The organism is Actinoplanes lutulentus, from assembly GCF_003259845.1.
In the GTDB taxonomy this organism is placed as follows: domain Bacteria; phylum Actinomycetota; class Actinomycetes; order Mycobacteriales; family Micromonosporaceae; genus Actinoplanes; species Actinoplanes lutulentus.
In genome coordinates this window covers 254608-279146 of record NZ_QLMJ01000008.1, presented here as the reverse complement: position 1 = coordinate 279146, position 24539 = coordinate 254608, and the positions used below count along the sequence as shown (strand labels likewise).

The following is a 24539-nucleotide window of genomic DNA, read 5'->3' as shown; positions in this document are numbered from 1 at the left end:
ATCGGAGGAGTGCCATGAAATACGTGATCCTGATCCAGTCGAACCCGCAGTCGCTCGCCGTCTGGGAGACGCTGTCCGAGCAGCAGCGGACCGACTTCGGGCTCGGCCACCTGCGGCTGACCGACCAGATGCGCGACGCCGGTGTCCTGGTCGCCAGCGAAGGCCTTGGCGATCCGGCCCTGGCCACCCAGGTCTCGGTACGCGACGGTAAGACGATCACCTCGGACGGCCCGTTCGCCGAGGTCAAGGAGCATCTGGCCGGCTTCTATCTGATCGACGTCGCGGATCTCGGCGAGGCGGTCGCCTGGGCCGCGAGGACGCCGGACGCCGGGTACACCCGGGTCGAGGTGCGCCCGGTCCTCGATATGAGCGAATGGGACCTGTGACCGCGCTGCCGGATCTGCTGCGTGAGTGCGCACCGCGGGTCCTGGCGGCGGTGGTGCGCCGCTACGGCGACTTCGAGGCCTGCGAGGACGCGGTGCAGGAGGCGCTGCTCGCGGCCGCTCAGCAGTGGCCGCGGGAGGGCGTTCCGGAGCAGCCACGACACTGGTTGATCACCGTGGCGAGCCGCCGCCGGGTGGAGATGCTGCGCTCCGAGACGGCACGCCGGCGTCGCGAGGAGGCGGTCCGGCACGATCCCGAGCCGCAGGTCCGCGGCGACGACGAACTGGCATTGCTGCTGCTCTGCTGCCATCCGTCGCTGACCGTTCCGGCCCAGGTCACGCTTACGCTGCGGGCGGTCGGCGGGCTCAGCACCGCGGAGATCGCGCGGGCGTTGCTGCTGCCCGAGGCCACCGTCGGCCAGCGGATCAGCCGGGCCAAGCAGCGGATCCGCGACACCGGCGCCCGGTTCGAGATGCCCGCGCCGGGAGCGCCCCTCGACGCGGTTCTGCACGTGCTCTACCTGATCTTCACCGAGGGGCACACGGCCAGCTCCGGCGACACCGTGAACCGGGTCGAGCTGACTCGGGAGGCGATCCGGCTGACCCGGCAGCTGCACCGGCGTCTGCCCGACGACGGGGAAGTGGCCGGATTGCTCGCGTTGATGCTGCTCACGGACGCGCGCCGCTCCGCGCGTACCCAAGGGGGTGGATCTTTGGTCCCGCTTGCGGAACAGGACCGGCGGCGCTGGGACGCGCCTGCGATCGCCGAAGGCGTCGCGATCATCACCCATGCGCTCGCTCACGCACCGATCGGACCGTTCCAGCTTCAGGCCGCGATCGCGGCGGTTCACGATGAGGCGACGCGCGCCGAGCTCACCGATTGGCCTCAGATCCTTCTTCTGTACGGGATGTTGCACGCGCTCGCCCCCAGCCCGATGGTGGCGCTGAACCGGATCGTCGCGCGGGCCATGGTCGACGGCCCGCGGGTGGCGCTGACCGATCTGGATCAGATCGCCGGGGATCCGGCGCTGGCTCGGCATCATCGGACGGCGGCGGTGCGCGCGCATCTGCTGGAGATGGCCGGTGAGCGGGACGAGGCGCGGGAGCAGTACCGGCTGGCGGCGCGGCTGACGCTCAGCGGGCCGGAGCAGCGCTATCTGGAGTCGCGGGCCGCGCGGCTGCGGCCTGGTGTTTACCGCCCTGAGGACGGGAAATCCCAGCAGGCGTGAACCGGCTCGATCGAGGAGGTAGCCATGCCGGCAGGATCCAGCCCCAAGCGTGAACGTCAGTACGAGCACATCAAGGAGAGCGCCGAGAAGCGGGGCGTACCGAAGAAGGTGGCGACCGAGATCGCCGCGCGCACGGTGAACAAGGAGCGAGCCCGCGCCGGTGAATCGAAGACCGCGAGTCGCCTGTCCATCGAGGATGTCTCCTCCGGGCATCGCGGTGGTAAGCGGTCGCACAGTGGGGCTCAGGGGCGTACGAAGGAACAGCTCTACAACGAGGCGAAGAAACGCAACATCAAAGGCCGGTCGGCGATGAGCAAGGCCGAGCTGGAGAGGGCGCTCGCGCACTGACGCGAGCGCCGCTCGGGGTTTTCGGGTCGCTGGGGGCGTTGGTCAGCGCACTCCGGCCGGGGTGCGCAGGTCCTCGCCGGTGTGGTGCCGGCCCGGCTGGTCGGCCGCTTCCAGCGCGCGGCCCTCGGCGTCGATGTTCGGCAGCATGCGGTCGAGCCAGCGGGGCATCCACCAGGCGGCGTTGCCGAGCAGTTTGAGCACGGCCGGGACGATGATCATGCGGACGATGAAGGCGTCGGCGAGCACACCGACGGACAGGGCGAACCCGATCGCGGCGACGAACGGCGACACCGCCGTGGCGAATCCGGCGAAGACCGCCACCATGATCGCGGCGGCCGCGACGACGACCACCGCGGTGCGCGTGAATCCGTCGACGATCGCGTCGGCGGGGCTCAGGCCACGGGCGTGCGCCTCGTGCATCCGGGAGACCAGGAAGACCTGGTAATCCATGGCGAGACCGAACAGGATGCCGACGATCAGGATGGGCAGCAGGCTCAAAATCGGGTTGCCGGAGGGTGCGGGGATCAGCGCGTCGGCCCAGCCGTCCTGGAAGACCTTGACGGTCACGCCGAACGCGGTGCCCAGCGACAGCAGGAATCCGAGGGTGCCGACCAGCGGTACCAGCAGCGACCGGAACAGGATCACCAGCAGAACCAGCGACAGGCTGACGACCAAGATCAGGTAGACGATGAGCGCCTTGTTGAGCTTGTCGTTGATGTCGATGTCGATCGCGGTGGAACCGGTGACGGCGAGGGTTACCCCGGCAACGTCGCCGGCGTGGTCGCGGATGTCGCGGACGAGGTCGCGGGTGGCGTCGTCGATCGGTCCGCTGTCCGGGACGACCTGGATCATCGCGGTGCTGCCGTCCTTGCTGACGCCGGCGGCGGTGGCCGACGCGACGTCGTCGAGTCCCTTGATCGTGGTGGTGACCGCGTTGACCTTGTCGGCGACGCTGTCGCCCTCGACCAGGACGATCAGGGTGCCCTGCGTACCGGGCCCGAACTTGTCGGCGATCAACTGGTAAGCGGCACGCTGGGTGCTGTCCGGGTCCTCGCCGCCGGGGGTGCTCAGCGCGGTCTTGAGAGAGAAGGTCGGCAGGGAGAGTGCCAGGAGTGCGGCGATCGCGACGACGGCGATCGGCAGCGGTGCCCTGACCACGGTGCGGATCCAGCGGTCGAGCAACGAGCGGCGCTGCGCCCGCTGGGTGGCCTGCTCCCGCAGCGGAACCCCAGCTTTGAGCAGGCGGCGTTCGCGGCGTGACAACACCCGGTATCCCATCGAGCGCATCAGTGCGGGCAGGAAGGTCAGCGCCATCAGCACGGTGGTGGCCACGGTCACCGCGGCGGCGACGCCCATCTCGGTGATGAACGGGATTCGTACGACGGCGAGGCCGACCAGCGCGATGACGACGGTGGCGCCGGCGAACACGACCGCGGAGCCGGCGGTGCCGATGGAACGGGCGATGGCCTCGTCGACGGTGCGGCCTTCGCGCAGCTCGGTGCGGAACCGGGCCAGGATGAACAGGCCGTAATCGATACCGACCGCGAGGCCGATCATGCCGGCCAGGGTGGGTGTGGTGGCGCCGATCGGGTGCCAGGCGGAGAGGGCGAAGACGCCGAGCAGCCCTGTCGCGAGGCCGAGCAGCGCGCCGATCATGTTGGCGCCGGCCGCGACCAGCGATCCGAACGTGACGATCAGGATCACGAACGCGATCATCGCGCCGATGCCTTCGGCGGGGCTCTGCGCGGGGGTCTGGTCGCCGATCGAGCCGCCGACCTCGGCGCCGAGACCGGCGTCGCGGGCCTGATCGGCGACCGCGAGGACCTGCTCGTAGATCGGTTCGGTGTCGGTGTCGTCGGTCAGCCCGGTCAGGGTGACGGTCGCGACCGCCGTGGTGCCGTCAGCCGACACGAGCGTTTTGCTGACCGACGCCACGTGGTCCACGCCGGCGACGCCGTCGATCGCGGTGGCGACCAGTCTCTTGCTGGCGGCGCTGGTGATCTTCTGCCCGTCCGGGGCGGTGAGTACCAGTTGCAGCGTTCCCTGGGTGTCGTCGGTCGCGGTGGCCGGGAACTGCTTCCGCATGACCTCCAGGGCCCGGCCGGACTCGGTGTTCGACAGGCTGAAACCGCCGTCGCTGAACCTCATGCCGGTCACCGTGCCGACGATGCCGACGGCCAGCATCAGGCCCCAGACGACGAAGACGAGAACCCGATGGCGAGCGCTGAACGCGCCGAGCCGGGACAGGTACGTAGCCATTGAGACAGGACTCCTCGGTAGATGTCGGGGGTCCCTCAAGATTCGCGGCCGCAGGGGGTCCGCGTCGTCAACCCGGCACGGCATCCGCGGGTACCGCAGGTGCGTTATCCGTCGTCACGGCTCGGGTGGTGCGTACCGCGTCCGCGTTATGCGCGGCAGGCCGCATGACTACGCAAAGTAATAGCTGATTGTACGAATAGCATTGGCCGGCTCGTGGCGTGATGATTGCGGTGACCGTAGTGATCGGAGGGTGGGCCGTATGTCGGATGTGGTAGTGCTCTCCGGCCATCCCCATCCGGGGTCGAGGACGCTGCAGCTGGCAACGGCCCTGGGGGAACGGCTCGCGGTGAGCCGCGGTGGCACCGGCGCGGTGATCGTCGACGTTTCCGAACTCGGCCCGGGCCTGCTGGTCCCGGGCGACGCCGCCACCGGCGAGGCGCTGCTGGAACTGCAGGACGCCACCGTGCTCATCGTGGCGACCCCGGCGTACCGGAGCACCTTCTCCGGGGTGCTCAAGGTGCTGCTCGACCAGCTGCCGGCCAACGCGCTCGCCGGGGTGCTCGCCATCCCGGTCGTCACGGCTGACCTGCAGGCGCAGGCGGATGTCGCCGAGGCGTTCCTGGCGCGGCTGTTGAGTGATCTCGGCGCGGACGTCGTAGATTTCGGCCTGACCGCGATCGGCCCTGAGCTGGCCGATCCGGCTTCGGCGGCCGAGCTTTACACGGCCGCGCTGATCAGCTAGCGAGGCTGCGCTGGTTGCGGGCGGCGTCGGTCAGTTCGAGGGCGCAGGGTTCGGGTGGTAGCTCGGCGAGACTCATCAGGGCGTCGAGGAACGCATCCCACAGCCGTTTGCTCATGCCGCGATCATAACTCTCTATAGCCCATGGGTGAAGTATGACTTCTTAGGCGCTGGTGCGCGGGGCGTACATGATCACGGCGACACCGATCAGGCAGATGGCGGCGCCGATGAGGTCCCAGCGGTCCGGGCGGAACTTGTCGACGACCATGCCCCAGGCCAGGGATCCGGCCACGAAGACGCCACCGTACGCGGCCAGGATGCGGCCGAAGTTGGCGTCCGGCTGGAGGGTGGCGACGAAACCGTAGGCGCCCAGCGCGACGATGCCGGCGGCGATCCACCACAGGCCGCGGTTCTCCCGCCAGCCCTGCCAGATCAGCCAGGCGCCGCCGATCTCGGCCAGCGCGGCCAGCACGAACAGCAGCAGCGAGCGGATGATCGTCACGCCTGGCAACCTACTAGATCGAGAGAGGGGTGCCGTGTGTGCGGAGATGTGGGCGGTTTTGAAGCATGGTGTACCTTGCCGCGTGGCTCATCGTCCATTGAGGGAGAACGATGTCAAGCAGCATTTCCCGACGTTCCGCACTCGGTCTCGGTGCTGCGGCGGCGGCCGCGGGTGTCGGCGTGAGCAGCAGCCCAGCGCAGGCCGCGGCGGGCGGGCCGGCGAGCATCCGGAAGGTGTACAACAAGGAGAAGGCCAAGGCCGGCGGGGTCTGGCACACGCACATCGCCGCGGTGAACGCTGCCGGTGTGCTGACGCCGATCATCGAGGACGACGCCGATCACGTCACCTTCGGTTACAGCGTGCAGAAACTCGCCGTCGCCACCGCGGTGATGGACAAGATCGACCGCGGCGAGCTCACGCTCGGCACCAAGCTCGACCTGCCGGCGGACATCATCCTCGGCGGCTCGGGCATCTATCACCTGCACCGCGTGTGGGGCGATGAGATCACCGTCGGTAACTTCCTGACCGCGATGCTCCTTGTCTCCGACAACACCGCGGTACGCATGTGTGGCCGCGTGGTGCCGGCCCTGGAGATCAACGAGATTCTGGCGGCCAAGGGTTTTGTGCACACCCGGGTGATTCCGGTGGCGAACCCGAACCGCTTCTACCTGGGTACGACTACGCCTCGCGAAATGCATGACCTGCTGTGGCGGCTGGCGACCAAGACGCTGCTGAAGCCGGAGTCGTGCGACTTCCTGCTGAGCGTCACCCGCTGGCTCAACGGATATCACGACGGCGTACGCCGGGTGATGTCCTCGAAGGAGCGGGAGCGGGTCGCCACGAAGTACGGCGCCGACTTCAACGACCTCGGCGAGTCCCGGCACGAGGCGGGCATCATGTTCAGCGCGGACGGGGTGCCGCTGCTGACCTATGCGATGTTCGCCGAGGGTCTGGGTGAGCCGGAGAACTACGGCGCCACGCACCCGGCGGTCCAGGCGCACGCGAAGATCGGCCGGGTGCTGTTCGACAGCCTGCCGGTGGTGACGCCGGCAGCCCGGTCGGCGGTGCCGAGGTCGCTGCCGAAGTCGTTCCACCCGGTCAGCGGAGGCTGATCCCCTGGTGGGCGCCGTCAGTGGCGTTGTTGTTGGTGGCGCCCACCAGGTGCAGCACCGAGTCGAGGCCGTGCAGGGGACCTTCGGTTCGCGGCAGGATCAGCGTCCGGATGCTCAGAGCGGCCCCGCCGACGTCGTCGCGGGCGCTGTCGCCGACCATGAGCGTGCGGTCGCCGGGCACGCCGAGCAGTTCCAGGGCGTGGGCGAAGATGGCCGGATCGGGCTTCACCAGACCCACCTCGAACGACAGGATCACGTCGTCGACCAGGTCGAGGATGCCGGTGCGGGTGAGGTGCGGGCGGATGTCCAGGCCGATGTTGGACAGCACCACGACCTTGGTGCCCCGGGCCTTCAGCTCTTTCAGCACCGGCAGGGTGTCGTCGAAGGGGAACCACTGGTCGGGCATGACCGCGTAGAGGGCTTCGATCAGTTCGGGTTCGACACCGGGGTGCAGCGCGACCGTTCTGGTGAAGACGTCGTGGTGGCGGGCGTGGTCGAGGTCGCGGTCGCTGTTCGGGTCGATCGTGTGGGCGTGCTGCCAGATGTGATCGAGGTGGTCGCTGAGGGACTTGAACTCGCTGCCGGTCAGCTCCGGTGCGGTCTTGCCCGACTCGGCCAGGTGGCGCAGGGCCGAAGCGACCCAGCGATCGGGGTCACCGCCGTCGACCAGAGTGCCGTGAAAGTCGAAGATAACCCCGTCGATGACCATGCCACAGGGTATGTCAGGCGTCGGAGGCCGTGCCTGTCAGCGACGGACGAGAGTCCGGGTGTCGAGTTCGAATCGGAACGGACGCTCGGAGGCCAGGCTCCCACCGGTCTTCACGACACTCTCCTCGACGTAGTGCTGGTCGTCGAGGCGGTTGAGCCGCAGAGTCAGCGAATCCGGTGCCTCGTGTTCGACCAGGAGGTACCACTCGATGCCAGCAGCAGCGTAGAGCTGCATCTTGAGCACCCGGTCCATGGCAGCGTTGCTCGGCGAAACGATCTCACCGATCAGACGCACCCGGGAAGCGTCCGCCGCGACGGCCTCCTCGTCCAGGTCCACCACAACCAGGTCTGGAATGACGATGCGGCCGGTGTGCAACCGGACGTTGATCGCCTCGTACACGAAGAGCCCGGCCGGCGCGGCGCCTTCCTCCAGCGCATTCGCCAGGCGGCGGGAGAGGCGCTGATTGCTCATATTTGGTACGGGGTTGACCACCAGGCTCCCGTCGATCAGCTCGATCCGGTCCGTCGTCTCGCTGAGCGCAAAGTACTCGTCCTCGGTCCATGGACCGACGTGGTCAACCACCCCAACGCTCATCGACGACGTCACCCCAACGGCTCACCAAGAAGATGCCTTCCCAAGGGTAGGGGAGCTCAGGTGGTACGGCGTCCTCGAAAGCGGCACACCGCCCTGGAGAACTGACCTGCCAGTTGGGGATCCGAACCTCTGTAGCTTCCGCTTGCGGAGACCTGCGAACGCTGAGCGCTGGTCCCGCAGGCGTTCAGGTGGGGACGTCGGCGAGTAGGCGGCGTACGCCGGCGCGGGTCAGCAGCAAGGTGACCACCAACAGGGTCACTGAGAAGAAGCCGCCCAGGCTCACCGCGTCGCCGAAGATGAGGTTGACCAGCTCCAGGACTACGAACTTGCTGCCTGCGGCGACTGTCCAGAGGGCCGCCCCGGACACGACCTTGGCGGTTCTGGTGGTGGCGTCGCGCATGCGGCCGAGGATGTGTTGTTTCAGGAGCAGGACCAGCTCCAGGGCGATTTTCAGCAGCAGCGCGGTCAGCAACGACAACGTGAAGCCTTCGCTGATCACGGCGGGGATGTATTCGACTGCCAGGTTCAGCACCGTCACGTAGGCGAAGACGTCTACCACGTGGGTCGGGTGGATGCGCCGCATCGAACTAGCCTTGGTGGGTGAGCAACCTTGGGCATCCTCCCGCGGTGATGATTTGATGACGCCTGCCGAGCGGTTCGCCTCGGTGAGGGTGGCGCGGCTCGCCACCGTCACGCCTGAGGGGGCGCCGCATCTGGTGCCGATCGTGTTCGCGCTGGTCGGGGACGTCATTCACACTGCCGTCGACGGGAAGCCCAAGCGGCATCGGCGGCTGCAGCGGCTTACCAACATCGCACACCAGCCTCGGGTCAGTGTGCTTGCTGATTTCTACGACGATGACTGGTCGCAGTTGTGGTGGGTGCGGGCCGACGGGATTGCCGACGTTGTCGACGAGGTGGAGCCGGCGCTGGTCGGGCGGTACCCGCAGTATCAAAGCCAGCCTCCGCCGGGGCCGTTTCTGCGTATCCGGGTGGTCCGATGGAGTGAGTGGCAGCCGTAGCGATGGACGCCGCCGTGGAGCTGACCACGCCCGGTCGGGCCCGGGTGTGGCGGCTGCACACGGCGGCGTCCGCGCTCGCGTTCGAAAAGGCCCAGATCGCCGCGATGGAGCCGGCGACATGACTTTCACGCGGCAGTTCTGACCCTCGCTGCCGGTCGCACGATCTGGAACCGGCCCGGGCGGCTGGAGCCGCGTTTGGCCGGGCGGTTGGTGCTGACCCGGCTGGTGGGCTCGGCCGACGCCGACGCCGACGCCGACGCCGACGCCGACGCCGACGACGGCGTGCGGTTGATCGTGCGGCGCAGGCCGGGGTGCTGGGTCTCCCACGCCTCGCGTACCCGGGATGGCAGATGCAGGTCGCGCCAGACCCGGCGCAGCAGCGCCGGGTTGATCAGGTCCTCGACCTCGGCGCAGCCCGCTGCTTCGCACAGCACCTGTTCGTACGCGTGCCGGAGCTGGATGGGATCGTCGAGCTCGTATTGGCGGCGGCTGGCGTGGCCGCAGGCCATGTGGTGGGGCACTTCGAGGACGCCGATGCTGCTTCCGTGCAGGTCGTCGATCCGGTCAGGGACGGATGGGGCCCGGTGTGCGGCGCTGCGGTTCTTGCGGCCGTCACGGGTGGCGACGTACGACATGTTCATCAGGTTAGGGCGACTGGTCGGCCGCGCGCCCCCGATGTCGCCGGAGTTGATGAAGGAGCAGCAGGAGACGGGTGCGGCACCTGATCAGCGAAGGAGTTAGGCTGACCTAACTTGATCTTTTAGTTAGGGGCTTGTCGAGCAATGCTGAAGGCACCCGGCACCGCGATCCTGCGCCGGGCGGTCGCCCGCAACGGCCGGCACCTCTGGACCGGCACCGGCCTGGCCGGCATCTACCAGATCTGCGCGGCGCTCGTGCCGGTAGTGATCGGCGTGATCGTCGATCAGGCCGTCGGCCCCGGTGACCTGACCGCGCTGCTGATCTGGATCCCGGTGCTCGCGGTGACGTACCTCGTGCTGGCGGTCACCTACCGCTTCGGGGCGCGGCACCTGCAGCGGGCCATCGCGGAGGAGGGCCACCGGCTGCGGGTCGAGGTCGCCGCGCAGATCCTGCACCCACGCGGGCTGCGTACCGACCGGCACGCCGGTGACCTGCTCACGGTGTCCACCACGGACGCCGACCTGACGTCCTATTTCCTCGATCACATTCCGCGGATCACCAGCGCGGTGCTGGCCGTGGCGGTCAGCGCGATCACGCTGCTGGTCATTTCGGCGCCGCTCGGGGTGATCGTGCTGGTCGCGACGCCGGTCGTACTGGCGATCCTGAATCTCACCGCGCCGCTGATCGCCCGCCGCGTCGCCGACCAGCAGAACCAGGCCGGCCGGGCCACCTCGCTCGCCACCGACCTGGTCACCGGGATGCGCCCGTTGCGGGGCATCGGCGTGCAGGACGCGGCCTCCGCGCGTTACCGGCTGGTCAGCCGCGAGTCACTCGCCGCGACATTACGAGCATCGGGTACGCAGAACGCGTACCTCGGCGCCTCCACAACACTGAGCACCCTGCTCGCCGGTGGTGTCGCCATTGCGGCCGGCTGGTTCGCGCTGACCGGCCGGATCACGGTCGGCCAGTTCATCACGGTGATCGGGTCCGCGCAGTTCCTCATCGAACCGTTCGGCACCCTGGCCGTGGTGCCGAGCTGGGTCGCCGCCGCACGCGCCGCCGCCGACCGGGTCGCGTCGGTGGTGCAGGCCGGGCTGATCCTGCCGGACGGCGTTGCCGACCCTGATTCGTTGAGCTGCGATCTTCGCCTGATCGGGGTCACGCACGGCTCGCTCGCCGGTCTCGACCTTCACATTAAGCCTGGCGAGTTCGTCGGCGTCGTCGCCAGACGCCCCTCCGACGCCGAAGCGCTGATGCGGCTGCTGGCCGTGCCCGACGCTTATCAGGGCGACATCCTGCTCGGCGGTGAACCCCTGGAAACCGTCGACCGCGCCCGGGCCCGCCGCCTGCTGCACGTCGAACCGCACCGCACCGACCTGTTCACCGGCTCGCTCGCCTCCAACATCGACGTCCACGACGACGGCGGTGACCGGCTCGCCGAAGTGCTGCGGGCCGCTGCGGCCGACGAGGTCGCCGACCTGCACCCGGACGGCCTGGATGCGCCGATCGCCGAACGCGGCGCGAACCTCTCCGGCGGCCAGCGGCAACGGGTCGCGCTGGCCCGGGCGTTGCTGGCCCAGCCGCCGCTGCTGGTGCTGCACGACCCGACGACCGCCGTGGACGCGGTCACCGAACACGCCATCGCCGGCGGGATCCGAGCACTGCGGCACGGCGCAGCAAACGAGGCCGGGACAGAAAGCGGGGCCGGGACAGAAAGCGAGGCCGGGGCAGCAAGCCTGTTCAGCACCGTTGTGATCACCAGCAGCCCGGCTCTGCTCGCCGCCGCTGACCGAGTCGTCGTCATCGGCGACGGCACGGTCACCGCCGAGGGCGTGCACGCCGATCTCGTCGCCGGCGACGACTCCTACCGCCGGACGGTACTGCGATGACCGATCAGCTGCTGCCGATCGCCGGCCCGCGCGAGACCCGGGCCTGGTTGACCACGGAACTGCGCTCCCGGCCGCGTGAGGCGCTGTTCACCCTGGCCGCCGGATTGCTGGCCGCCGCGGCGTCAGTCGTTCCGGCGTACGCTCTGGGTCTGCTTGTTGATCGAGTCCGAGCCGGCGCCGAAATCGGCGCGATCGTGACCGTCGGGGTGACCATCGTGATCGCTGCGGTGGTGGGTGGCGCGGCGACCGGATTCGGCGGATATCTGATCAACCGGCTGGGTTCGCGGATCCTTGCTGACCTGCGTGAACGCACCGTCGCGACCGCTCTGCGGCTGCCCGCTCTGGTCCTCGATCGGGCCGGGCGCGGTGATCTGCTGTCGCGGGTCGGCGCGGACATCGCCGCGATCGGCAAGGCCGTCACGGACGTGCTGCCGGGCATGATCTCGGCGGTGCTGCTGTCGGTGATCAGCCTCGCCACGATCGCCGGCATCGACTGGCGGCTCGGTCTGGCCGGAGCGGTCGCGGTGCCGCTCTACGTGATCGGGCTGCGCTGGTACCTGCCGCGCGCCGCACCGTCCTACGCCGCGGAACGCGTCGCGATCGCCGAACGATCCCAGCTGTTCGTCGAGAGCATGCAGGGCACCCGCACGGTCCACACCTACCACCTGGAAGATCGGCACCTCGCCGGCATCGAGACCGCGTCGGCCCGCGCCCGCGACATATCGATCGGCGTCTTCGCGCTCTACACCCGCTTCATCGGCCGGATCCACCGCGCCGAACTCGCCGGCCTCGGCGCCGTCCTGGTGGTCGGTTTTGTGCTCGCCCGCTCGGGTGCCGTCACGGTCGGTGAGGTCTCCGCGGCCGCGTTGCTGTTCCACCGCCTGTTCGGCCCGATCGCCCTGCTCATGGTCACCTTCGACAAGGCGCAGGACGCGGGCGCCAGCCTGGCCCGGCTCGTCGGCGTGCTCGACATGGACATCGAAGTTCGCGGACTGGGAAGCCGGCCGGCTGGCCATGACCTCGTCCTCGACGACGTCACCTTCAGTTACGGCGGTCCCGCGCCCGTGCTGCGCAACGTCTCCCTGCGGGTCGCGCCCGGCGAAACGGTTGCGCTCGTCGGTTCCACCGGCGCAGGCAAAACCACCGCCGCCTCCCTCGCCGCGGGCATCTTGCGCCCCCTTCATGGGTACGCCTCCATCGGCGGCATTGCCGTCTCGGACCTGCCCGCCGACACGATCGCCATCGTCAGCCAGGAAACGCACGTGTTCGCCGGCCCTCTGGTGGAGGACCTGCGCCTGGCCCGGCCGGGCGCCACCGACGACGAGGTGGCCGAGGCGCTGTCCCGGGTAGGCGCGCTGTCCTGGGTGCGCGAGCTCCCCGACGGCCTGGACACCGTGGTCGGCGACGGCGGGCATCAGCTCACCGCGGCCCGCGCGCAGCAGCTGGCGCTGGCCCGGGTGGTGCTGCTGGACCCGCCGGTCGTGGTCCTCGACGAGGCGACGGCGGAGGCGGGCAGCGCCGGAGCGCGTGATCTGGAGCAGGCGGCGATGGCGGTGCTGCGCGGGAGGACCGCGCTGGTAGTCGCCCACCGTCTCACCCAGGCGGCGTCGGCGGATCGGGTCATCGTGATGGAACACGGCGAGATCGTCGAGAGTGGATCGCACGCCGAGCTGGTCGTCGGCGGCGGGCGTTATGCCCAGCTCTGGGCGGCCTGGTCCGCCCGCAATTAGGGCATACCGCCAGCGGGCAGGAGTCGATCATGAAGCCTGTTCATCGGACTGTTAGGTTAGGTTTGCCTTACCAGTTATTGAATGGGAGTTCAGTTTCATGCGTGCAAACCGGTTCCTGACGGGACTCGTCGCCGTCACGGCCGCCCTGGCGCTCACCGCCTGCGGCGAATCGTCCGACACCGAGAGCGATCCCGCCACCGCCGGCAGCGCCGCGGCGAGCTTCCCGGTCAGCATCACCCACGCCTTCGGCACCACCACGATCGAGAAGAAGCCGGAACGCGTCGCCACCGTGAACTGGGCCAACCACGAGGTGCCGCTGGCCCTCGGGATCGTGCCGGTCGGGTACGCCAAGGCCAACTTCGGCGACGAGGACGGCGACGGCCTGCTGCCGTGGGACGCCGCGAAGCTCAAGGAACTGGGCGCGCCGACCCCGGTGCTGTTCGACGAGACCGACGGCATCGACTTCGAAGGCGTCGCGAACACCAAGCCGGACGTCATCCTGGCCGCGTACTCCGGGCTGACCCAGCAGGACTACGACACGCTGAGCAAGATCGCGCCGGTTGTCGCGTACCCGAAGACCGCGTGGTCGACGTCCTGGCGCGAGAGCATCCAGCTGGAGAGCAAGGCCCTGGGCCTTGCCGCCGAGGGCGACAAGCTGATCGGCACCATCGAGAAGCAGATGAAGGACGAGGCCGCGCGGTACCCGAAGCTGGCCGGCAAGTCGGTGATGTTCCTGACCCACATCGACCCCACCGACCTCAGCAAGATCAGCTTCTACACCACGCACGACACCCGCGCGCAGTTCTTCACCGACCTCGGCATGAAGCACCCGGCGAGCATCGAGAAGGCGTCCGCCGCGACCGAGGAGTTCAGCCTCACCCAGAGCGCCGAGCAGGTCCAGAACCTCAGCGACGTCGACATCATCGTGACCTACGGTGACGCCGAGGGCACCACCCTCGCGACCCTGCAGAAGGACCCGCTGCTCTCCAAGATCCCGGCGATCGCCCGTGGCTCGTTCGTCTCGCTGCCGGGCAGCACCCCGGTCGCGACCGCCGCCAACCCGACGCCGCTGGCCGTCTCGTTCGTCCTCAAGGACTACGTCGACCTGCTCGGCAAGGCCGCCGACAAGATCTGATGACGCAACTGGATACTCCGTCCGGGCCGGACGTCGCCTTGCTGCGACGCCCGGCCCGGGTGCGCCTGGCCTGGCTGCTGGTCGTCGTCGCGGTGCTGGTCGCGGTCATGCTCGCCTCGGTCGCCTTCGGCTCCCGGATTGTCGGCTTCGACGACATCACCGCCGCCTTCGGCGGCGCCAACGACACTCTCGATCAGGCCGCGGTCGTCAAGCGCATCCCGCGTACGATCCTCGCGGTCCTGGTCGGCGCGGCTCTCGGATTGTCCGGTGCGGTGATGCAGGGCGTCACCCGCAACCCGCTCGCCGACCCCGGCATCCTCGGCGTGAACATGGGCGCCATGCTGGCGATCGCCGTCGCCATGACGACGATCGGCCTGTCCACCGCCACCCAGTACATCTGGGTCGCCATCGCCGGCGCGGCCGTCGCGACGGTATTCGTCTACGGCGTCGGCTCCCTCGGCCGCGGCGGCGCCACCCCACTCAAGATCGCGCTGGCCGGGGCGGCCACCTCCGCCGCGCTGGCGTCGCTGGTCGTCGCGGTCGTGCTGCCGCGTGGCGACGTCGCCGAGAACTTCCAGTCCTGGCAGGTCGGCGGAGTCGGCGGCGCGTCCTGGGAGAGCATCGGGAACGTCCTGCCGTTCCTGATCGCGGGCCTGGTCATCTGCCTGCTCTGCGCCCGGCCGCTGAACTCCCTCGCGCTCGGCGACGACCTCGCCGCCGGCCTCGGCGAACGCGTCGCCCTGATCCGCGCCACCGCCGCCCTCGGCGCGGTCGTGCTGTGCGGCGCCGCCACCGCCATCGCCGGGCCGATCGCGTTCGTCGGCCTGATCGTCCCGCACATGTGCCGCCTGCTGGTCGGCCTCGACCACCGCTGGCTGCTGCCGTTCGCCACCCTTACCGGCGCGGTGCTGCTGACGTTTGCCGACGTCATCGGCCGGGTGGTGAACCGGCCCGACGAGATCGAGGCCGGGATCATCACCGCCCTGATCGGCGCACCGTTCTTCATCTCCATCGTCCGCCGGCAGAAAGTGCGGGAGCTGTGAGCACCACGACCCTTGAAGCGGTCACCCGCGGCCGGGTCCGGCGCAACCGGCGGCGGCACACCGTGCTGACCGCCCTCGGGATCGCCGTTGCCGCGATCTTCGCCGTCTCACTGATGGTGGGGCAGACGTTCTACCCACCCGGCGACGTGCTGCGGGTGATCCTCGGCGAGACCGTGCCCGGCGCCTCCTTCACCGTCGGTGAGCTGCGGCTGCCGCGCGCGGTGCTGGCCCTGGTCACCGGACTGTGCTTCGGCATCGGCGGTGTCACGTTCCAGACCATGCTGCGCAACCCCCTCGCCAGCCCGGACATCATCGGGATCAGCTCGGCGGCCGGCGCGGCGGCGGCGTTCGCCATCATCGTGCTCAGCCTCGACGAGACCGGCGTCTCGATCTTCGCCATCGTGGCCGCGCTCGGGGTCGCGCTGCTCATCTACCTGCTGTCGTTCAAGGACGGTGTGGCCGGCACCCGGCTCGTGCTGATCGGCATCGGGATCGCCGCGATGCTCAACAGCGCCACCTCGTACATCCTCAACCAGGCCGGGCAGTGGGATCTGCAGGCGGCGACCCGCTGGCTCAACGGGAGCCTCAACGGCTCCACCTGGGACGAGACCGTGCCGGTGCTGCTGGCCCTGCTCGTCTTCGGCCCGATCCTGCTCGCCCAGGCCCGCAACCTGACGATGCTGCAACTCGGCGACGACACGGCCGCGGCGCTCGGTACCCGACTGGAACGTACCCGATTGGTCTCGATCGTGGCGGCAGTCGGCCTGATCGCGTTCGCGACCTCAGCCACCGGCCCGATCGCGTTCGTGGCCTTCCTGGCCGGACCCATCGCGGCGCGCCTGGTCGGCCCCGGCGGCTCGCTGCTGATCCCGTCCGCGCTGGTCGGCTCGCTGCTCGTGCTGGTCGCCGACTTCATCGGCCAGTTCGCGTTCGACACCCGGTTCCCGGTCGGCGTGATCACCGGCGTGCTCGGCGCGCCCTACCTCATCTTTCTGCTCGTCCGCACGAACCGCGCGGGAGGATCCCTGTGACCACCACTCACTCTCTGACCGTCGAAAAACTGACCGTCGGGTACGCCGACCGCATCGTGATCGACAGCCTCGACCTGCTCGTCCCGCCCGGCCGGATCACGGCGATCGTCGGCGCCAACGCCTGCGGCAAGTCGACGCTGCTGCGGGCCATGTCCCGGCTGCTCGCACCCCGTGCCGGGCACGTGCTGCTCGACGGCCGCGAAGTGCACCGGATGCCGGCCAAGGAACTCGCCCGCACGCTGGGCCTGCTGCCGCAGTCACCGATCGCGCCGGAAGGCATCACCGTCGCCGACCTGGTAGGCCGCGGCCGCAACCCGCACCAGCGGATCCTGTCGCGGTGGAGCAAGGACGACGACGTGGCCGTGGCCGCAGCCCTGGATGCCACCCACACCGCGGATCTCGCCGACCGGCCCGTCGACGAGCTGTCCGGCGGCCAGCGCCAGCGGGTGTGGATCGCGATGGCGCTCGCCCAGCAGACCGACCTGCTGCTGCTCGACGAACCCACCACGTTCCTGGACGTCAGCCACCAGGTCGAGGTGCTGGACCTGCTCACTGATCTGAACGCGGCCCGGGGCACCACGATCGTGATGGTGCTGCACGATTTGAACATGGCGGCCCGGTACGCCGATCACCTGATCGCTTTGGCGGGTGGTGGTCTGCACGCCACCGGGGAGCCGGCTGAGGTGCTGACGGAGGAGTGCGTACGGGCGGTGTTCGGCCTGGACAGCCAGGTCATCACCGACCCGGTGTCGGGGAAACCGCTGATGCTGCCGATCGGCCGCCACCACGTGTCGTCGACGGCGGTGTGATCCGATAGGGGCATGGAGTACACGCGGCTGGGGCGGACCGGGCTGAGGGTGAGCCGGGTCGGGCTGGGGTGCATGAGTTACGGCGATGCCGCGGCGGGCATGCATCGGTGGACGCTGGACGAGGATGCCGCGGCGCCGTTCTTCCGGCAGGCCGTCGAGCTCGGGGTGACGTTCTGGGACACCGCGAACGTCTATCAGGGTGGGACGTCGGAGGAGTTCGTCGGGCGGGCTATCACGCGGTTCGCCCGCCGCGAGGACATCGTGCTGGCCACCAAGGTCAGTGGGCGGATGCACGACGGCCCCGGCGGCAGCGGGCTGTCCCGCAAGGCGATTCTGGAGCAGGTGGACGCGTCGCTGCGGCGGCTGGGCACCGATTACATCGACGTCTACTACGTGCACCGCTTCGACGACGAGACCCCGGTCGAGGAGACCATGGCGGCGCTGGACGGGCTGGTCCGGGCGGGCAAGGTGCGCTATCTCGGTGCGTCGTCGATGTGGGCGTGGCAGTTCGCGAAGATGCAGCATGCCGCCGTGGTGAACGGCTGGACGGCGTTCGCGGCGATGCAGGACCAGTACAACGTGCTCAAACGCGAGGAAGAACGGGACATGATCCCGATGTGCCTCGATCAGGGTGTCGGGCTGACGCCGTACTCACCGCTCGCGAAGGGCCGCGCGGCCCGGCCGTGGGGTCAGCAGACCGCGCGGTCGTCGTCGGACGCGGTCGCCACGGCGTTCGACCGGGACGCCGATCAACCGGTGGTGGACGCCGTACAGAAGGTCGCCGAGGCCCGGGCGGTCCCGATGGCGCAGGTCGCCCTGGCGTGGGTGCTGTCCAAGCCGGTGGTGTCCTGCCCCATCGTGGGCGCCACGAAGCCGAACCATCTGCAGGACGCCGTCGCCGCCCTGGACCTGGAGCTGTCCGGCGGGGAGATCGCCGACCTCGAAAAGGGTTACACCCCGCAGGACAACTACTGGTGGTGACGTCTAGGAGAACAAGGCGCTGCCCCAGTAGTCGTCGGGGGCGGTGATGCCGGGTGGGCAGGCGAACAGGGCGCTGGAGACGTGGCGGACGTACTCGTTCATCTCGTCGTTGGCGGCCAGGCTGCGCTGGACCGGGATGAACGCGGTCCGCGGATCGCGCTGGTAGGCGATGAAGAACAGGCCCGCGTTGAGCCGGCCGAGGCCGTCGGAGCCGTCGACGAAGTTGTAGCCGCGGCGCAGCATCCGGGCGCCGGCGTTGGTGTCCGGGTGCGCGAGCCGTACGTGGGAGGTCTTGGCGATCAGTTCGGTGCCGTCGGCGCCGACCGCGGTGAAGTCGGGTTCCTCGAACTCGTCGTCGGAGCCGAGTGGCGCGCCGGAGCCCTTGCGCCGGCCGATGATCATTTCCTGTTCGGCGAGCGACGACCGGTCCCAGGTTTCGATGATCATGCGGATCTTGCGGCTGACCAGGTAGGAGCCGCCGGCCATCCAGTCCGGGCCGTCGCCGGGCTGCACCCAGAGGTGTTCGCGCAGCAGGTCGGGCTGCTCGGCCTTGAGGTTGCGGGTGCCGTCCTTGAAGCCGAACAGGTTGCGCGGGGTGGTCTGGCCGGTGGTGGTCGACGAGGTACGCCCGAACCCGAGCTGTGACCAGCGCACACTGACCGCGCCCATCCCGATGCGGGCCAGGTTGCGGATCGCGTGCACCGCGACCTGCGGATCGTTGGCGCAGGCCTGCACGCAGATGTCACCGCCGGAGATGGCGGCGTCGAGGGTGTCCCCGGTGAACCGAGGCAGTTCCTCAAGCGCCGGCGGGCGCTTCGCGCTCAACCCGAAACGCTGGAACAGACCCGGCCCGAAGCCGATCGTCAGGGTCAGCCAGGCCGGCGGCAGGTCGAGGGCCTCGCCGGTGTCGTCCGGCGGTGCCTCCGGGATGCCGTTGACCGCGCCGATCTCACCGGCGTCCTGGCCGGCGGTCATCCGGGCGGCAGCGGCGGTCCACTCCTTCAGCATCCGGATCAGCCGGTCACGGTCTTTGGTGACCACGTCGAACGCGACGAAATGCAGCCGGTCCTGGGCCGGGGTCACGATGCCGGCCTGGTGCTGTCCTGAGAACGGGACCGCTTCGGGCGTACCCTCGCTGTCGCCTTTGAATTTTGTTGCGGCGACAGCCGCTGCGCCGGCAACGCCGGCGGCCCCCACCCCGGCAAGGGTGAGGGCGCGGCGGCGATTGATTCCGGTCATGCCTGCTTGGCGACCACAGCGGCCACCTGGCTGATCGGCTCGGCGAGAGCGTTGATGGCGTCGGAGAGTTCCTTCAGGTCGGCCTGCGACAGGTCGGTGTGCAGCTTCCAGGCGTCGCCGGAGCGGTGCTTGGCGAGGGTGGTGTCGACGTTGGTGAACTCGGTGTCGAGGGTCTTGACCAGGGCCGGGTCACGCTCCTCGAGGACCGGGCGCAGCGAGGCGATCGCGGCCTTGGAACCTTCGATGTTGGCGTTGAAGTCCCAGAGGTCGGTGTGCGAGTACCGGTCCTCCTCGCCGGTGATCTTGCCGGCGGCGACCTCGTCGAGCAGGGCCTTCGCGCCGTTGGCGAGCTGCAGCGGGGACAGCTTCTCGGCGTTCGCCTTCTGCACGACCTCCTTGACGTCGGTCAGCAGCTGGTCGGCGATCGGGCCGGACTTGGAGATGTCCTTGGTCTCCCAGAGGTCCTTCTCGATGCGGTGGAAGCCACCGAACGTGAGGCCTTCCTCGGTGACCTCCTCGCGGCCGTCGATGCGCGGGTCGAGGTCGCCGAAGATCTCGGCGACCGGCTCGATGCGCTCCCAGTAGGTGCGGGCGATCGGGAACAGCGCCTTCGCCTCGTCGGCCTTGCCGGCCTTGACCGCGGTGACGAACTCGGTGGTCTTCTCCTCCAGGGCGCCGGTCTGGCTCTTGACGTAGCGCGAGTAGCTCTCGGTGGCGGCGAGCAGCGCGGCGTCGTCGGTCAGCGGCGCGGCCGAGCCGGAGACGGTGAGCTGGCCGCGGATGCCCTTGCCGATCATTCCGGGCTTGCAGGCGGTCTCGTAGGTGCCGGCCGGCAGCTCGACGTGCAGATTGCGCGACAGCCCGGGCGCGATGTTCTCGACCTCGGCCATGACCCGGTCACCGGCGGCGTAGACGTAGAACTCGGTGACCTTCTGGCCCTTGTTGGTGATGGCGAAGACGTTGGTGCCGGCGTCGACGGCGGTCTTCGCGACCTCGCAGGCGGTGTCGGTCGCGGCGACCGCGATAGGGCCTGTTTTTGTTTCACTCGTCGCGTCGCTGGAGCCGCAGGCGGTCAGCGTCAGGCCGAGCGCCGCGACGGCGGTGACGGCGAGGGGGGTTGTGCGCACTATTTCTCCTAGGTCTGCGGCACGGGCTTGAGGGCTTGCTTGCGCCCGGTGGGGCGCAGGAAAAGAAACAGCACGGGTACGGCGTAAACGACCCAGGCCGCGACCTCGAGGACCGTGGCCGTCGGGGTGACGTTGAACATGCCGGTGAGCAGCGCCGTGTACCAGGCCGAGGGGTCGAGGGTGGCGCTGATGTCGTAGGCGAGGGTGTTCAGTCCGGGTAGGACACCGGACTCCTGCAGGTCGTGGACGCCGTATTTCAGGATGCCGGCGGCCACCAGGATGAGCAGTGTGCCGGTGATGGTGAAGAAGACGGTCAGGTTGATGCGGACCGCGGTGGCGTACATCAGGAAGCCGATCAGGACGGCGCTGGCGATGCCGCCGAGCAGTGCGTACAGCGGGCCGCCGTTGATGCTCGCGCCCTGCACCGCGGAGTAGAAGATCAGCGAGGTTTCGAGTCCTTCGCGGACCACGGCCAGGAATGCCATCACGGCGACCGCGATCGAGCCGACTGCGAGGGCTTCGGCGAGCTTGCCGCGCAGGTCACCGGCGATCGAGCGGGCGGCCCGGCGCATCCAGAAGATCATCCAGGTGACGAAGACGACGGCCAGGATCGAGGTGATCGCCTCGAAGAGTTCGCGCTGGTCGTAGTCGCGCAGCAGGGTGGTCGAGGTGTAGCTGAGCAGCCATCCGAAGAGCACGGACAGCGCGACGGCGAGTCCGACGCCGGCCCAGACCTGGGGGAGGCGGTCCTTGCGGTCGGCCTTGACGAGGAACGCGATCAGGATGCTGACCACCAGGGTGGCCTCGAGCCCTTCGCGCAGGCCGATGAGGTAGGTGGCGAGCATGGACTCTCTTCTCGTTTAGGCTTGCCTAACCTTGCTCCTACAGACTGTAGATTAGGCATGGCTGGCCTAACAGTCCAGGGGGCTGCCGGTGACCCGCTTCGCTGGCAGACTGGATCGCATGCGTACTGCGAAGCTCGGAAAACTCGAGGTCGGCCGGATCGGCCTGGGCACGATGGGGATGTCGCACGGGTACACCGGCGCCGGCAGCGACGACGCCGCGTCGATCCGGACCATCCACCGGGCGATAGACCTCGGCGTCACCCTGATCGACACCGCGGAGGTCTACGGGCCGTACGTGAACGAGGAACTGGTCGGCCAGGCGCTGCGCGGCCGCCGTGACCAGGTCGTGCTGGCCACCAAATTCGGCCTCGTCTCGCACACCGGCGGCGCACCCGGCGGGATGGACAGCAGCCCGGAGAACATCCGGATCGCGGTTGAGGGCTCGCTCAAGCGGCTCGGCACCTCGTTCATCGACCTGTACTACCAGCACCGGGTCGACCCCGGCACGCCGATCGAGGACGTCATGGGCGTGCTCGCCGCGCTCGTCGCCGAGGGCAAGATCCGATACATCGGGCTGTCCGAGGCGTGGATCCCCACGATCCGCCGGGCGCACGCCGTGCACCCGGTCACGGCCGTGCAGTCGGAGTACTCACTCTGGACCCGGGACCAGGAAGAGGTGCTGCCGGTGCTGCGGGAGCTGGGGATCGGGCTGGTGGCGTACTCGCCGCTCGGCCGGGGTTTCCTGACCGGCGCGGTCCGGACCACCGCCGATCTCGACGACAGCGACTTCCGGAAGACGAACCCGCGGTTCGTCGGGGAGAACTTCGAACGGAATGTGCGTAGTGCTGATGAGGTGCGCGCGATCGCCGACGAGGCGGGGGTTACGGCGGCGCAGGTCGCGCTGGCGTGGCTGCTGTCCAAGGGTGAGGACATCGTCCCGATCCCCGGCACCAAGCGGGTGAGCCGCCTGGAGGAGAACGTCGCGGCGGACGCGGTCGTGCTGACGGCGTCGCAGATCGCGGCGCTGGACGCGCTGACCCCTGCCGAGGGCGAGCATCACACCGAGGCGCAGATGAAGGCCATCGAACGCTGAGCGGGTGTAGCCAATTTCGCGGTAACGTCGCTCCACCCATCACCGGTGCGGGACTGCGCTCGGAGGTTTCACTCCGACTGCACCACGGTGAAGGGTGGGCGGACGCCCTCGGTGAGTTCGGCCGCCGCCTCGAGGGCCATCACCGCGCGCTGTCGGCTGCTGATCGGCGACCTGGCGGTGGAGTGCAGTGACCCCAGGGCGACCAGGTAGCCGGAGCCTACGGCGGCGTAGCCCGAGATGGTGTGCCCGATTTGGTAGTCGCCGCCGACGACATAGAGGCGGCCATGAATGCCCACGAGGAATTCGCCGCCTTCTTCCCGGCCGTTCTCGATTTTCGCGTAGCCGCCGGTGGAGAGGCACTCTCGGACGGCCTCGATGAACGTGGTCACCATGAACCGGTCGACGTCCCAGGTGTCGGGCTCACCGACGGTCAGGGAGTAGCGCAGGAGCTGACCCATCCGGTAACTGGTCGTGAAGCCCATCAGGTAGGGCCCCACCTGAAAGACCTTGGAATCCGACCGCACCGCGACGTGCCACCCGTCGCTCCCCGCCGAGTCCCCACCGATGGTGACGACCTTGCCGTCCGTAATCCCGACGATGCACGTCATGAGAACACTCTTCATGGCGGGCGAGCCCGTGCCAACCATCGACTTTGGTGCACGTCGGGCATTCGCTTACCGCCGGGCCGGCCGTCTCGATCCGCCGTAGAGATGGACTCGATGGTCGGCGTCCTGGTCCGGCTCGCGTGAGATGAACTCCTCGGTCTCCATCGCGCCGTTGGCGATGAGTACGTGCCAGTCCTCGTAGTACCAGCTCGGATTGCAGGGGCAGGTGGTGAACCAGTACCGGAAGTTCGCGCGATAGCGGCCGATCTGCCCGGGCAGGAGTGTGAAGAGGCGTGCCGGGCCGCTCTGCCGCGGATATGCGGCATGGCCCGGCAACCGGTCGACGACCAGCGCCGATTCCTTTGACGACAGCCACAGGCCGAGGTCACGGGCTCGATCCGTTCCGCCGCTGATTACCTGGTCGTGGGGCGTGTAGCGGGTTGCCTCATCAGCCAGTACCTCGTGGATCACCACGTCGTCGGCCGGCATGAACGACGGAAGGGCCGCCGGACGGGACAGGCCACGGCGGGCGTTCGCGTGCTGCGCCCCGCGCGCCGCCGCGCCCCACCGGACGCGTACCCGCTGAATGGTGATCACGCCCCACCCTGACGCGCTGGGCGGTCGGCACGCCAGTCATTATCGGATCTCGCTGGTGACGCGTGCTGGAGGTAGGAACAGATGGGCGCGAAGACCGCACTGCTGGCTTTCACCGACGGCGATCTGCGGCCGGCCCTGCGCGGAGTAGCCCGGCCGGACTCGGCAGAAGTCATCGGCCTGGTGCGTGAGCTGCATCCTGACTACGAGGTGACACCGATCGGCGAGGGCTCCGTCGGTGACTACAGCTATCCGCCGGACGACACCAGTTACGTGGCCGTGGTGGCCGGTGCCGAATTGTTCTGCGATCGGCGGCTCGTCTGCGATCTCCCATCACGACTGCCGGCCCGGCTGCTTCAGGCTGGAGCGGGCCGGCGGATCATCATGCACGCGATGCACTCGAGCTCTGACTGGTTTGCTTTCGCGGTATGGGAGAACGGTGAGCTCATCCGCTCGCTCAGCCTTTCGCCGGATGCCGGCGTCGGGGAGAACATCGGCGAGCCGTACGACTTCGAGTTGCCGTACTGGGCCGGCGAGCATCCGGTCGAGCCGTTTCTCTCCGAGGAATCCGTACCCTCTTCCGTTCCACCCGCTGGAATTGGGTGGGCAGGCCCTGCGTGCACTCTTCGGGTTCATTCTCGAAGGTCGTCCCGAACCCGGCGACATCGATCCGTTCGACGTTCACATGCACGGTTTCCGGGTCGCCGACCCGACCGGCAGGGAACAGGCCGAACGCGATGCCAGGATGACGCAGCTCGTGGCGATGATGAGACCGGCGCGCCGCTACCGGATGATGCCCGATGGCACGCAGCGCGAGCTCGCCGACGGCGAGCTTTGATCGGACTTCCAGAACTGCGACGCGATCTAGTGCGTTTCTGGTTGGAG

At 68.9% G+C, this 24539-nt stretch carries 27 protein-coding genes and 1 pseudogene; 16 read left to right on the top strand and 12 right to left on the bottom strand.

Annotation, left to right across the window (positions count from 1 at the left end):
- Positions 1 to 14 precede the first annotated feature (14 nt).
- Genes B0I29_RS19750 through B0I29_RS19740 form a run of 3 tightly spaced genes read left to right on the top strand, consistent with a single transcriptional unit; the run spans position 15 to position 1960 of the window.
- Positions 15 to 386: a YciI family protein gene (locus B0I29_RS19750; RefSeq protein ID WP_111650479.1), complete on the top strand. Its 372-nt coding sequence runs from the start codon at positions 15 to 17 to the stop codon at positions 384 to 386.
- Positions 374 to 1612 carry an RNA polymerase sigma factor gene (locus B0I29_RS19745; RefSeq protein WP_111650478.1) on the top strand — a complete coding sequence of 413 codons (1239 nt, stop codon included), beginning with the start codon at positions 374 to 376 and terminating at the stop codon, positions 1610 to 1612. Before B0I29_RS19750 ends, B0I29_RS19745 begins: the two co-directional genes overlap by 13 nt.
- A gap of 24 nt (positions 1613 to 1636) precedes the next feature.
- On the top strand, positions 1637 to 1960 hold the full coding sequence (locus B0I29_RS19740) for a plasmid stabilization protein (RefSeq protein ID WP_111650477.1): 324 nt from the start codon (positions 1637 to 1639) through the stop codon (positions 1958 to 1960).
- 42 nt (positions 1961 to 2002) lie between these two features.
- Here B0I29_RS19740 and B0I29_RS19735 read toward each other — a convergent pair whose 3' ends face one another.
- Positions 2003 to 4219, bottom strand: coding sequence for an MMPL family transporter (locus B0I29_RS19735; RefSeq protein ID WP_111650476.1), 2217 nt, complete (start codon positions 4217 to 4219; stop codon positions 2003 to 2005).
- A gap of 259 nt (positions 4220 to 4478) precedes the next feature.
- On the opposite strand from B0I29_RS19735, the gene B0I29_RS19730 reads away from it, so the two are divergent.
- Complete coding sequence (locus tag B0I29_RS19730; RefSeq protein ID WP_111650475.1) at positions 4479 to 4961, top strand: NADPH-dependent FMN reductase; 483 nt, start codon at positions 4479 to 4481, stop codon at positions 4959 to 4961.
- On the opposite strand, the gene B0I29_RS47470 is transcribed toward B0I29_RS19730, so the two are convergent.
- On the bottom strand, positions 4954 to 5076 hold the full coding sequence (locus B0I29_RS47470; protein ID WP_260329969.1) for a hypothetical protein: 123 nt from the start codon (positions 5074 to 5076) through the stop codon (positions 4954 to 4956). The genes B0I29_RS19730 and B0I29_RS47470 overlap by 8 nt on opposite strands.
- A gap of 45 nt (positions 5077 to 5121) precedes the next feature.
- Positions 5122 to 5460, bottom strand: a complete 339-nt coding sequence (locus B0I29_RS19725) for a YnfA family protein (RefSeq protein ID WP_111650474.1) — start codon at positions 5458 to 5460, stop codon at positions 5122 to 5124.
- A 179-nt stretch (positions 5461 to 5639) separates the two neighbouring features.
- Between B0I29_RS19725 and B0I29_RS19720 the strand changes: the two genes are divergently transcribed.
- Positions 5640 to 6572 (top strand): serine hydrolase, encoded by a 933-nt coding sequence (locus B0I29_RS19720; RefSeq protein WP_245972622.1) that lies wholly within the window; start codon positions 5640 to 5642, stop codon positions 6570 to 6572.
- Here the strand turns inward: B0I29_RS19720 and B0I29_RS19715 are convergent.
- The 3 genes from B0I29_RS19715 to B0I29_RS19705 form a co-directional block, all read right to left on the bottom strand.
- Complete coding sequence (locus B0I29_RS19715) at positions 6559 to 7281, bottom strand: HAD family hydrolase (protein WP_111650472.1); 723 nt, start codon at positions 7279 to 7281, stop codon at positions 6559 to 6561. The two genes, B0I29_RS19720 and B0I29_RS19715, sit on opposite strands and share 14 nt — an antisense overlap.
- A 36-nt stretch (positions 7282 to 7317) precedes the next feature.
- Complete coding sequence (locus B0I29_RS19710; protein WP_111650559.1) at positions 7318 to 7875, bottom strand: Uma2 family endonuclease; 558 nt, start codon at positions 7873 to 7875, stop codon at positions 7318 to 7320.
- A 184-nt stretch (positions 7876 to 8059) separates the two neighbouring features.
- Entirely contained in the window at positions 8060 to 8458 is a 399-nt protein-coding gene (locus B0I29_RS19705) for a hypothetical protein (protein ID WP_111650471.1), read from the bottom strand.
- A 55-nt stretch (positions 8459 to 8513) separates the two neighbouring features.
- Between B0I29_RS19705 and B0I29_RS19700 the strand changes: the two genes are divergently transcribed.
- Positions 8514 to 8894 (top strand): TIGR03668 family PPOX class F420-dependent oxidoreductase, encoded by a 381-nt coding sequence (locus tag B0I29_RS19700; RefSeq protein ID WP_111650470.1) that lies wholly within the window; start codon positions 8514 to 8516, stop codon positions 8892 to 8894.
- Complete coding sequence (locus tag B0I29_RS47465) at positions 8882 to 9016, top strand: hypothetical protein (RefSeq protein ID WP_260329968.1); 135 nt, start codon at positions 8882 to 8884, stop codon at positions 9014 to 9016. The genes B0I29_RS19700 and B0I29_RS47465 overlap by 13 nt, the downstream gene beginning before the upstream one ends.
- Before the next feature lie 3 nt (positions 9017 to 9019).
- Here B0I29_RS47465 and B0I29_RS19695 read toward each other — a convergent pair whose 3' ends face one another.
- On the bottom strand, positions 9020 to 9529 hold the full coding sequence (locus B0I29_RS19695; RefSeq protein WP_111650469.1) for a hypothetical protein: 510 nt from the start codon (positions 9527 to 9529) through the stop codon (positions 9020 to 9022).
- A 147-nt stretch (positions 9530 to 9676) separates the two neighbouring features.
- On the opposite strand from B0I29_RS19695, the gene B0I29_RS19690 reads away from it, so the two are divergent.
- The 7 genes from B0I29_RS19690 (at position 9677) to B0I29_RS19660 (ending at position 18151) form a co-directional block, all read left to right on the top strand.
- On the top strand, positions 9677 to 11422 hold the full coding sequence (locus B0I29_RS19690) for an ABC transporter ATP-binding protein (RefSeq protein ID WP_111650468.1): 1746 nt from the start codon (positions 9677 to 9679) through the stop codon (positions 11420 to 11422).
- Positions 11419 to 13152, top strand: coding sequence for an ABC transporter ATP-binding protein (locus B0I29_RS19685; RefSeq protein WP_111650467.1), 1734 nt, complete (start codon positions 11419 to 11421; stop codon positions 13150 to 13152). Before B0I29_RS19690 ends, B0I29_RS19685 begins: the two co-directional genes overlap by 4 nt.
- A 97-nt stretch (positions 13153 to 13249) precedes the next feature.
- Positions 13250 to 14287: an iron-siderophore ABC transporter substrate-binding protein gene (locus tag B0I29_RS19680; RefSeq protein WP_111650466.1), complete on the top strand. Its 1038-nt coding sequence runs from the start codon at positions 13250 to 13252 to the stop codon at positions 14285 to 14287.
- Positions 14287 to 15330 carry a FecCD family ABC transporter permease gene (locus B0I29_RS19675; RefSeq protein ID WP_111650465.1) on the top strand — a complete coding sequence of 348 codons (1044 nt, stop codon included), beginning with the start codon at positions 14287 to 14289 and terminating at the stop codon, positions 15328 to 15330. Before B0I29_RS19680 ends, B0I29_RS19675 begins: the two co-directional genes overlap by 1 nt.
- A complete protein-coding gene (locus tag B0I29_RS19670) occupies positions 15327 to 16361 on the top strand; it encodes a FecCD family ABC transporter permease (protein WP_111650464.1) in 1035 nt (344 codons plus the stop codon). Before B0I29_RS19675 ends, B0I29_RS19670 begins: the two co-directional genes overlap by 4 nt.
- Positions 16358 to 17170 carry an ABC transporter ATP-binding protein gene (locus tag B0I29_RS19665; RefSeq protein WP_111650463.1) on the top strand — a complete coding sequence of 271 codons (813 nt, stop codon included), beginning with the start codon at positions 16358 to 16360 and terminating at the stop codon, positions 17168 to 17170. The genes B0I29_RS19670 and B0I29_RS19665 overlap by 4 nt, the downstream gene beginning before the upstream one ends.
- A gap of 12 nt (positions 17171 to 17182) precedes the next feature.
- Entirely contained in the window at positions 17183 to 18151 is a 969-nt protein-coding gene (locus B0I29_RS19660; RefSeq protein WP_111650462.1) for an aldo/keto reductase, read from the top strand.
- 3 nt (positions 18152 to 18154) lie between these two features.
- On the opposite strand, the gene efeB is transcribed toward B0I29_RS19660, so the two are convergent.
- From efeB to efeU, 3 genes are read right to left on the bottom strand one after another with little or no spacing between them, the layout of a single operon-like run.
- On the bottom strand, positions 18155 to 19390 hold the full coding sequence (efeB, locus tag B0I29_RS19655; RefSeq protein WP_111650461.1) for an iron uptake transporter deferrochelatase/peroxidase subunit: 1236 nt from the start codon (positions 19388 to 19390) through the stop codon (positions 18155 to 18157).
- Entirely contained in the window at positions 19387 to 20517 is a 1131-nt protein-coding gene (gene efeO / locus B0I29_RS19650; RefSeq protein WP_375790643.1) for an iron uptake system protein EfeO, read from the bottom strand. Before efeO ends, efeB begins: the two co-directional genes overlap by 4 nt.
- A gap of 8 nt (positions 20518 to 20525) precedes the next feature.
- Positions 20526 to 21362 carry an iron uptake transporter permease EfeU gene (efeU, locus tag B0I29_RS19645; RefSeq protein ID WP_111650459.1) on the bottom strand — a complete coding sequence of 279 codons (837 nt, stop codon included), beginning with the start codon at positions 21360 to 21362 and terminating at the stop codon, positions 20526 to 20528.
- 118 nt (positions 21363 to 21480) lie between these two features.
- Here efeU and B0I29_RS19640 point away from each other — a divergent pair, with 118 nt between their 5' ends.
- Complete coding sequence (locus tag B0I29_RS19640) at positions 21481 to 22455, top strand: aldo/keto reductase (protein WP_111650458.1); 975 nt, start codon at positions 21481 to 21483, stop codon at positions 22453 to 22455.
- A gap of 68 nt (positions 22456 to 22523) precedes the next feature.
- On the opposite strand, the gene B0I29_RS19635 is transcribed toward B0I29_RS19640, so the two are convergent.
- Together B0I29_RS19635 and B0I29_RS19630 are read right to left on the bottom strand one after the other, a co-directional pair.
- Positions 22524 to 23063, bottom strand: coding sequence for a hypothetical protein (locus tag B0I29_RS19635; protein ID WP_111650457.1), 540 nt, complete (start codon positions 23061 to 23063; stop codon positions 22524 to 22526).
- Positions 23064 to 23129: 66 nt separating this feature from the next.
- A complete protein-coding gene (locus B0I29_RS19630) occupies positions 23130 to 23657 on the bottom strand; it encodes a hypothetical protein (RefSeq protein WP_245972621.1) in 528 nt (175 codons plus the stop codon).
- An 81-nt stretch (positions 23658 to 23738) separates the two neighbouring features.
- Between B0I29_RS19630 and B0I29_RS47800 the strand changes: the two are divergent.
- Positions 23739 to 24492, top strand: a pseudogene (locus tag B0I29_RS47800) (DUF6928 family protein).
- Positions 24493 to 24539: the final 47 nt, after the last annotated feature.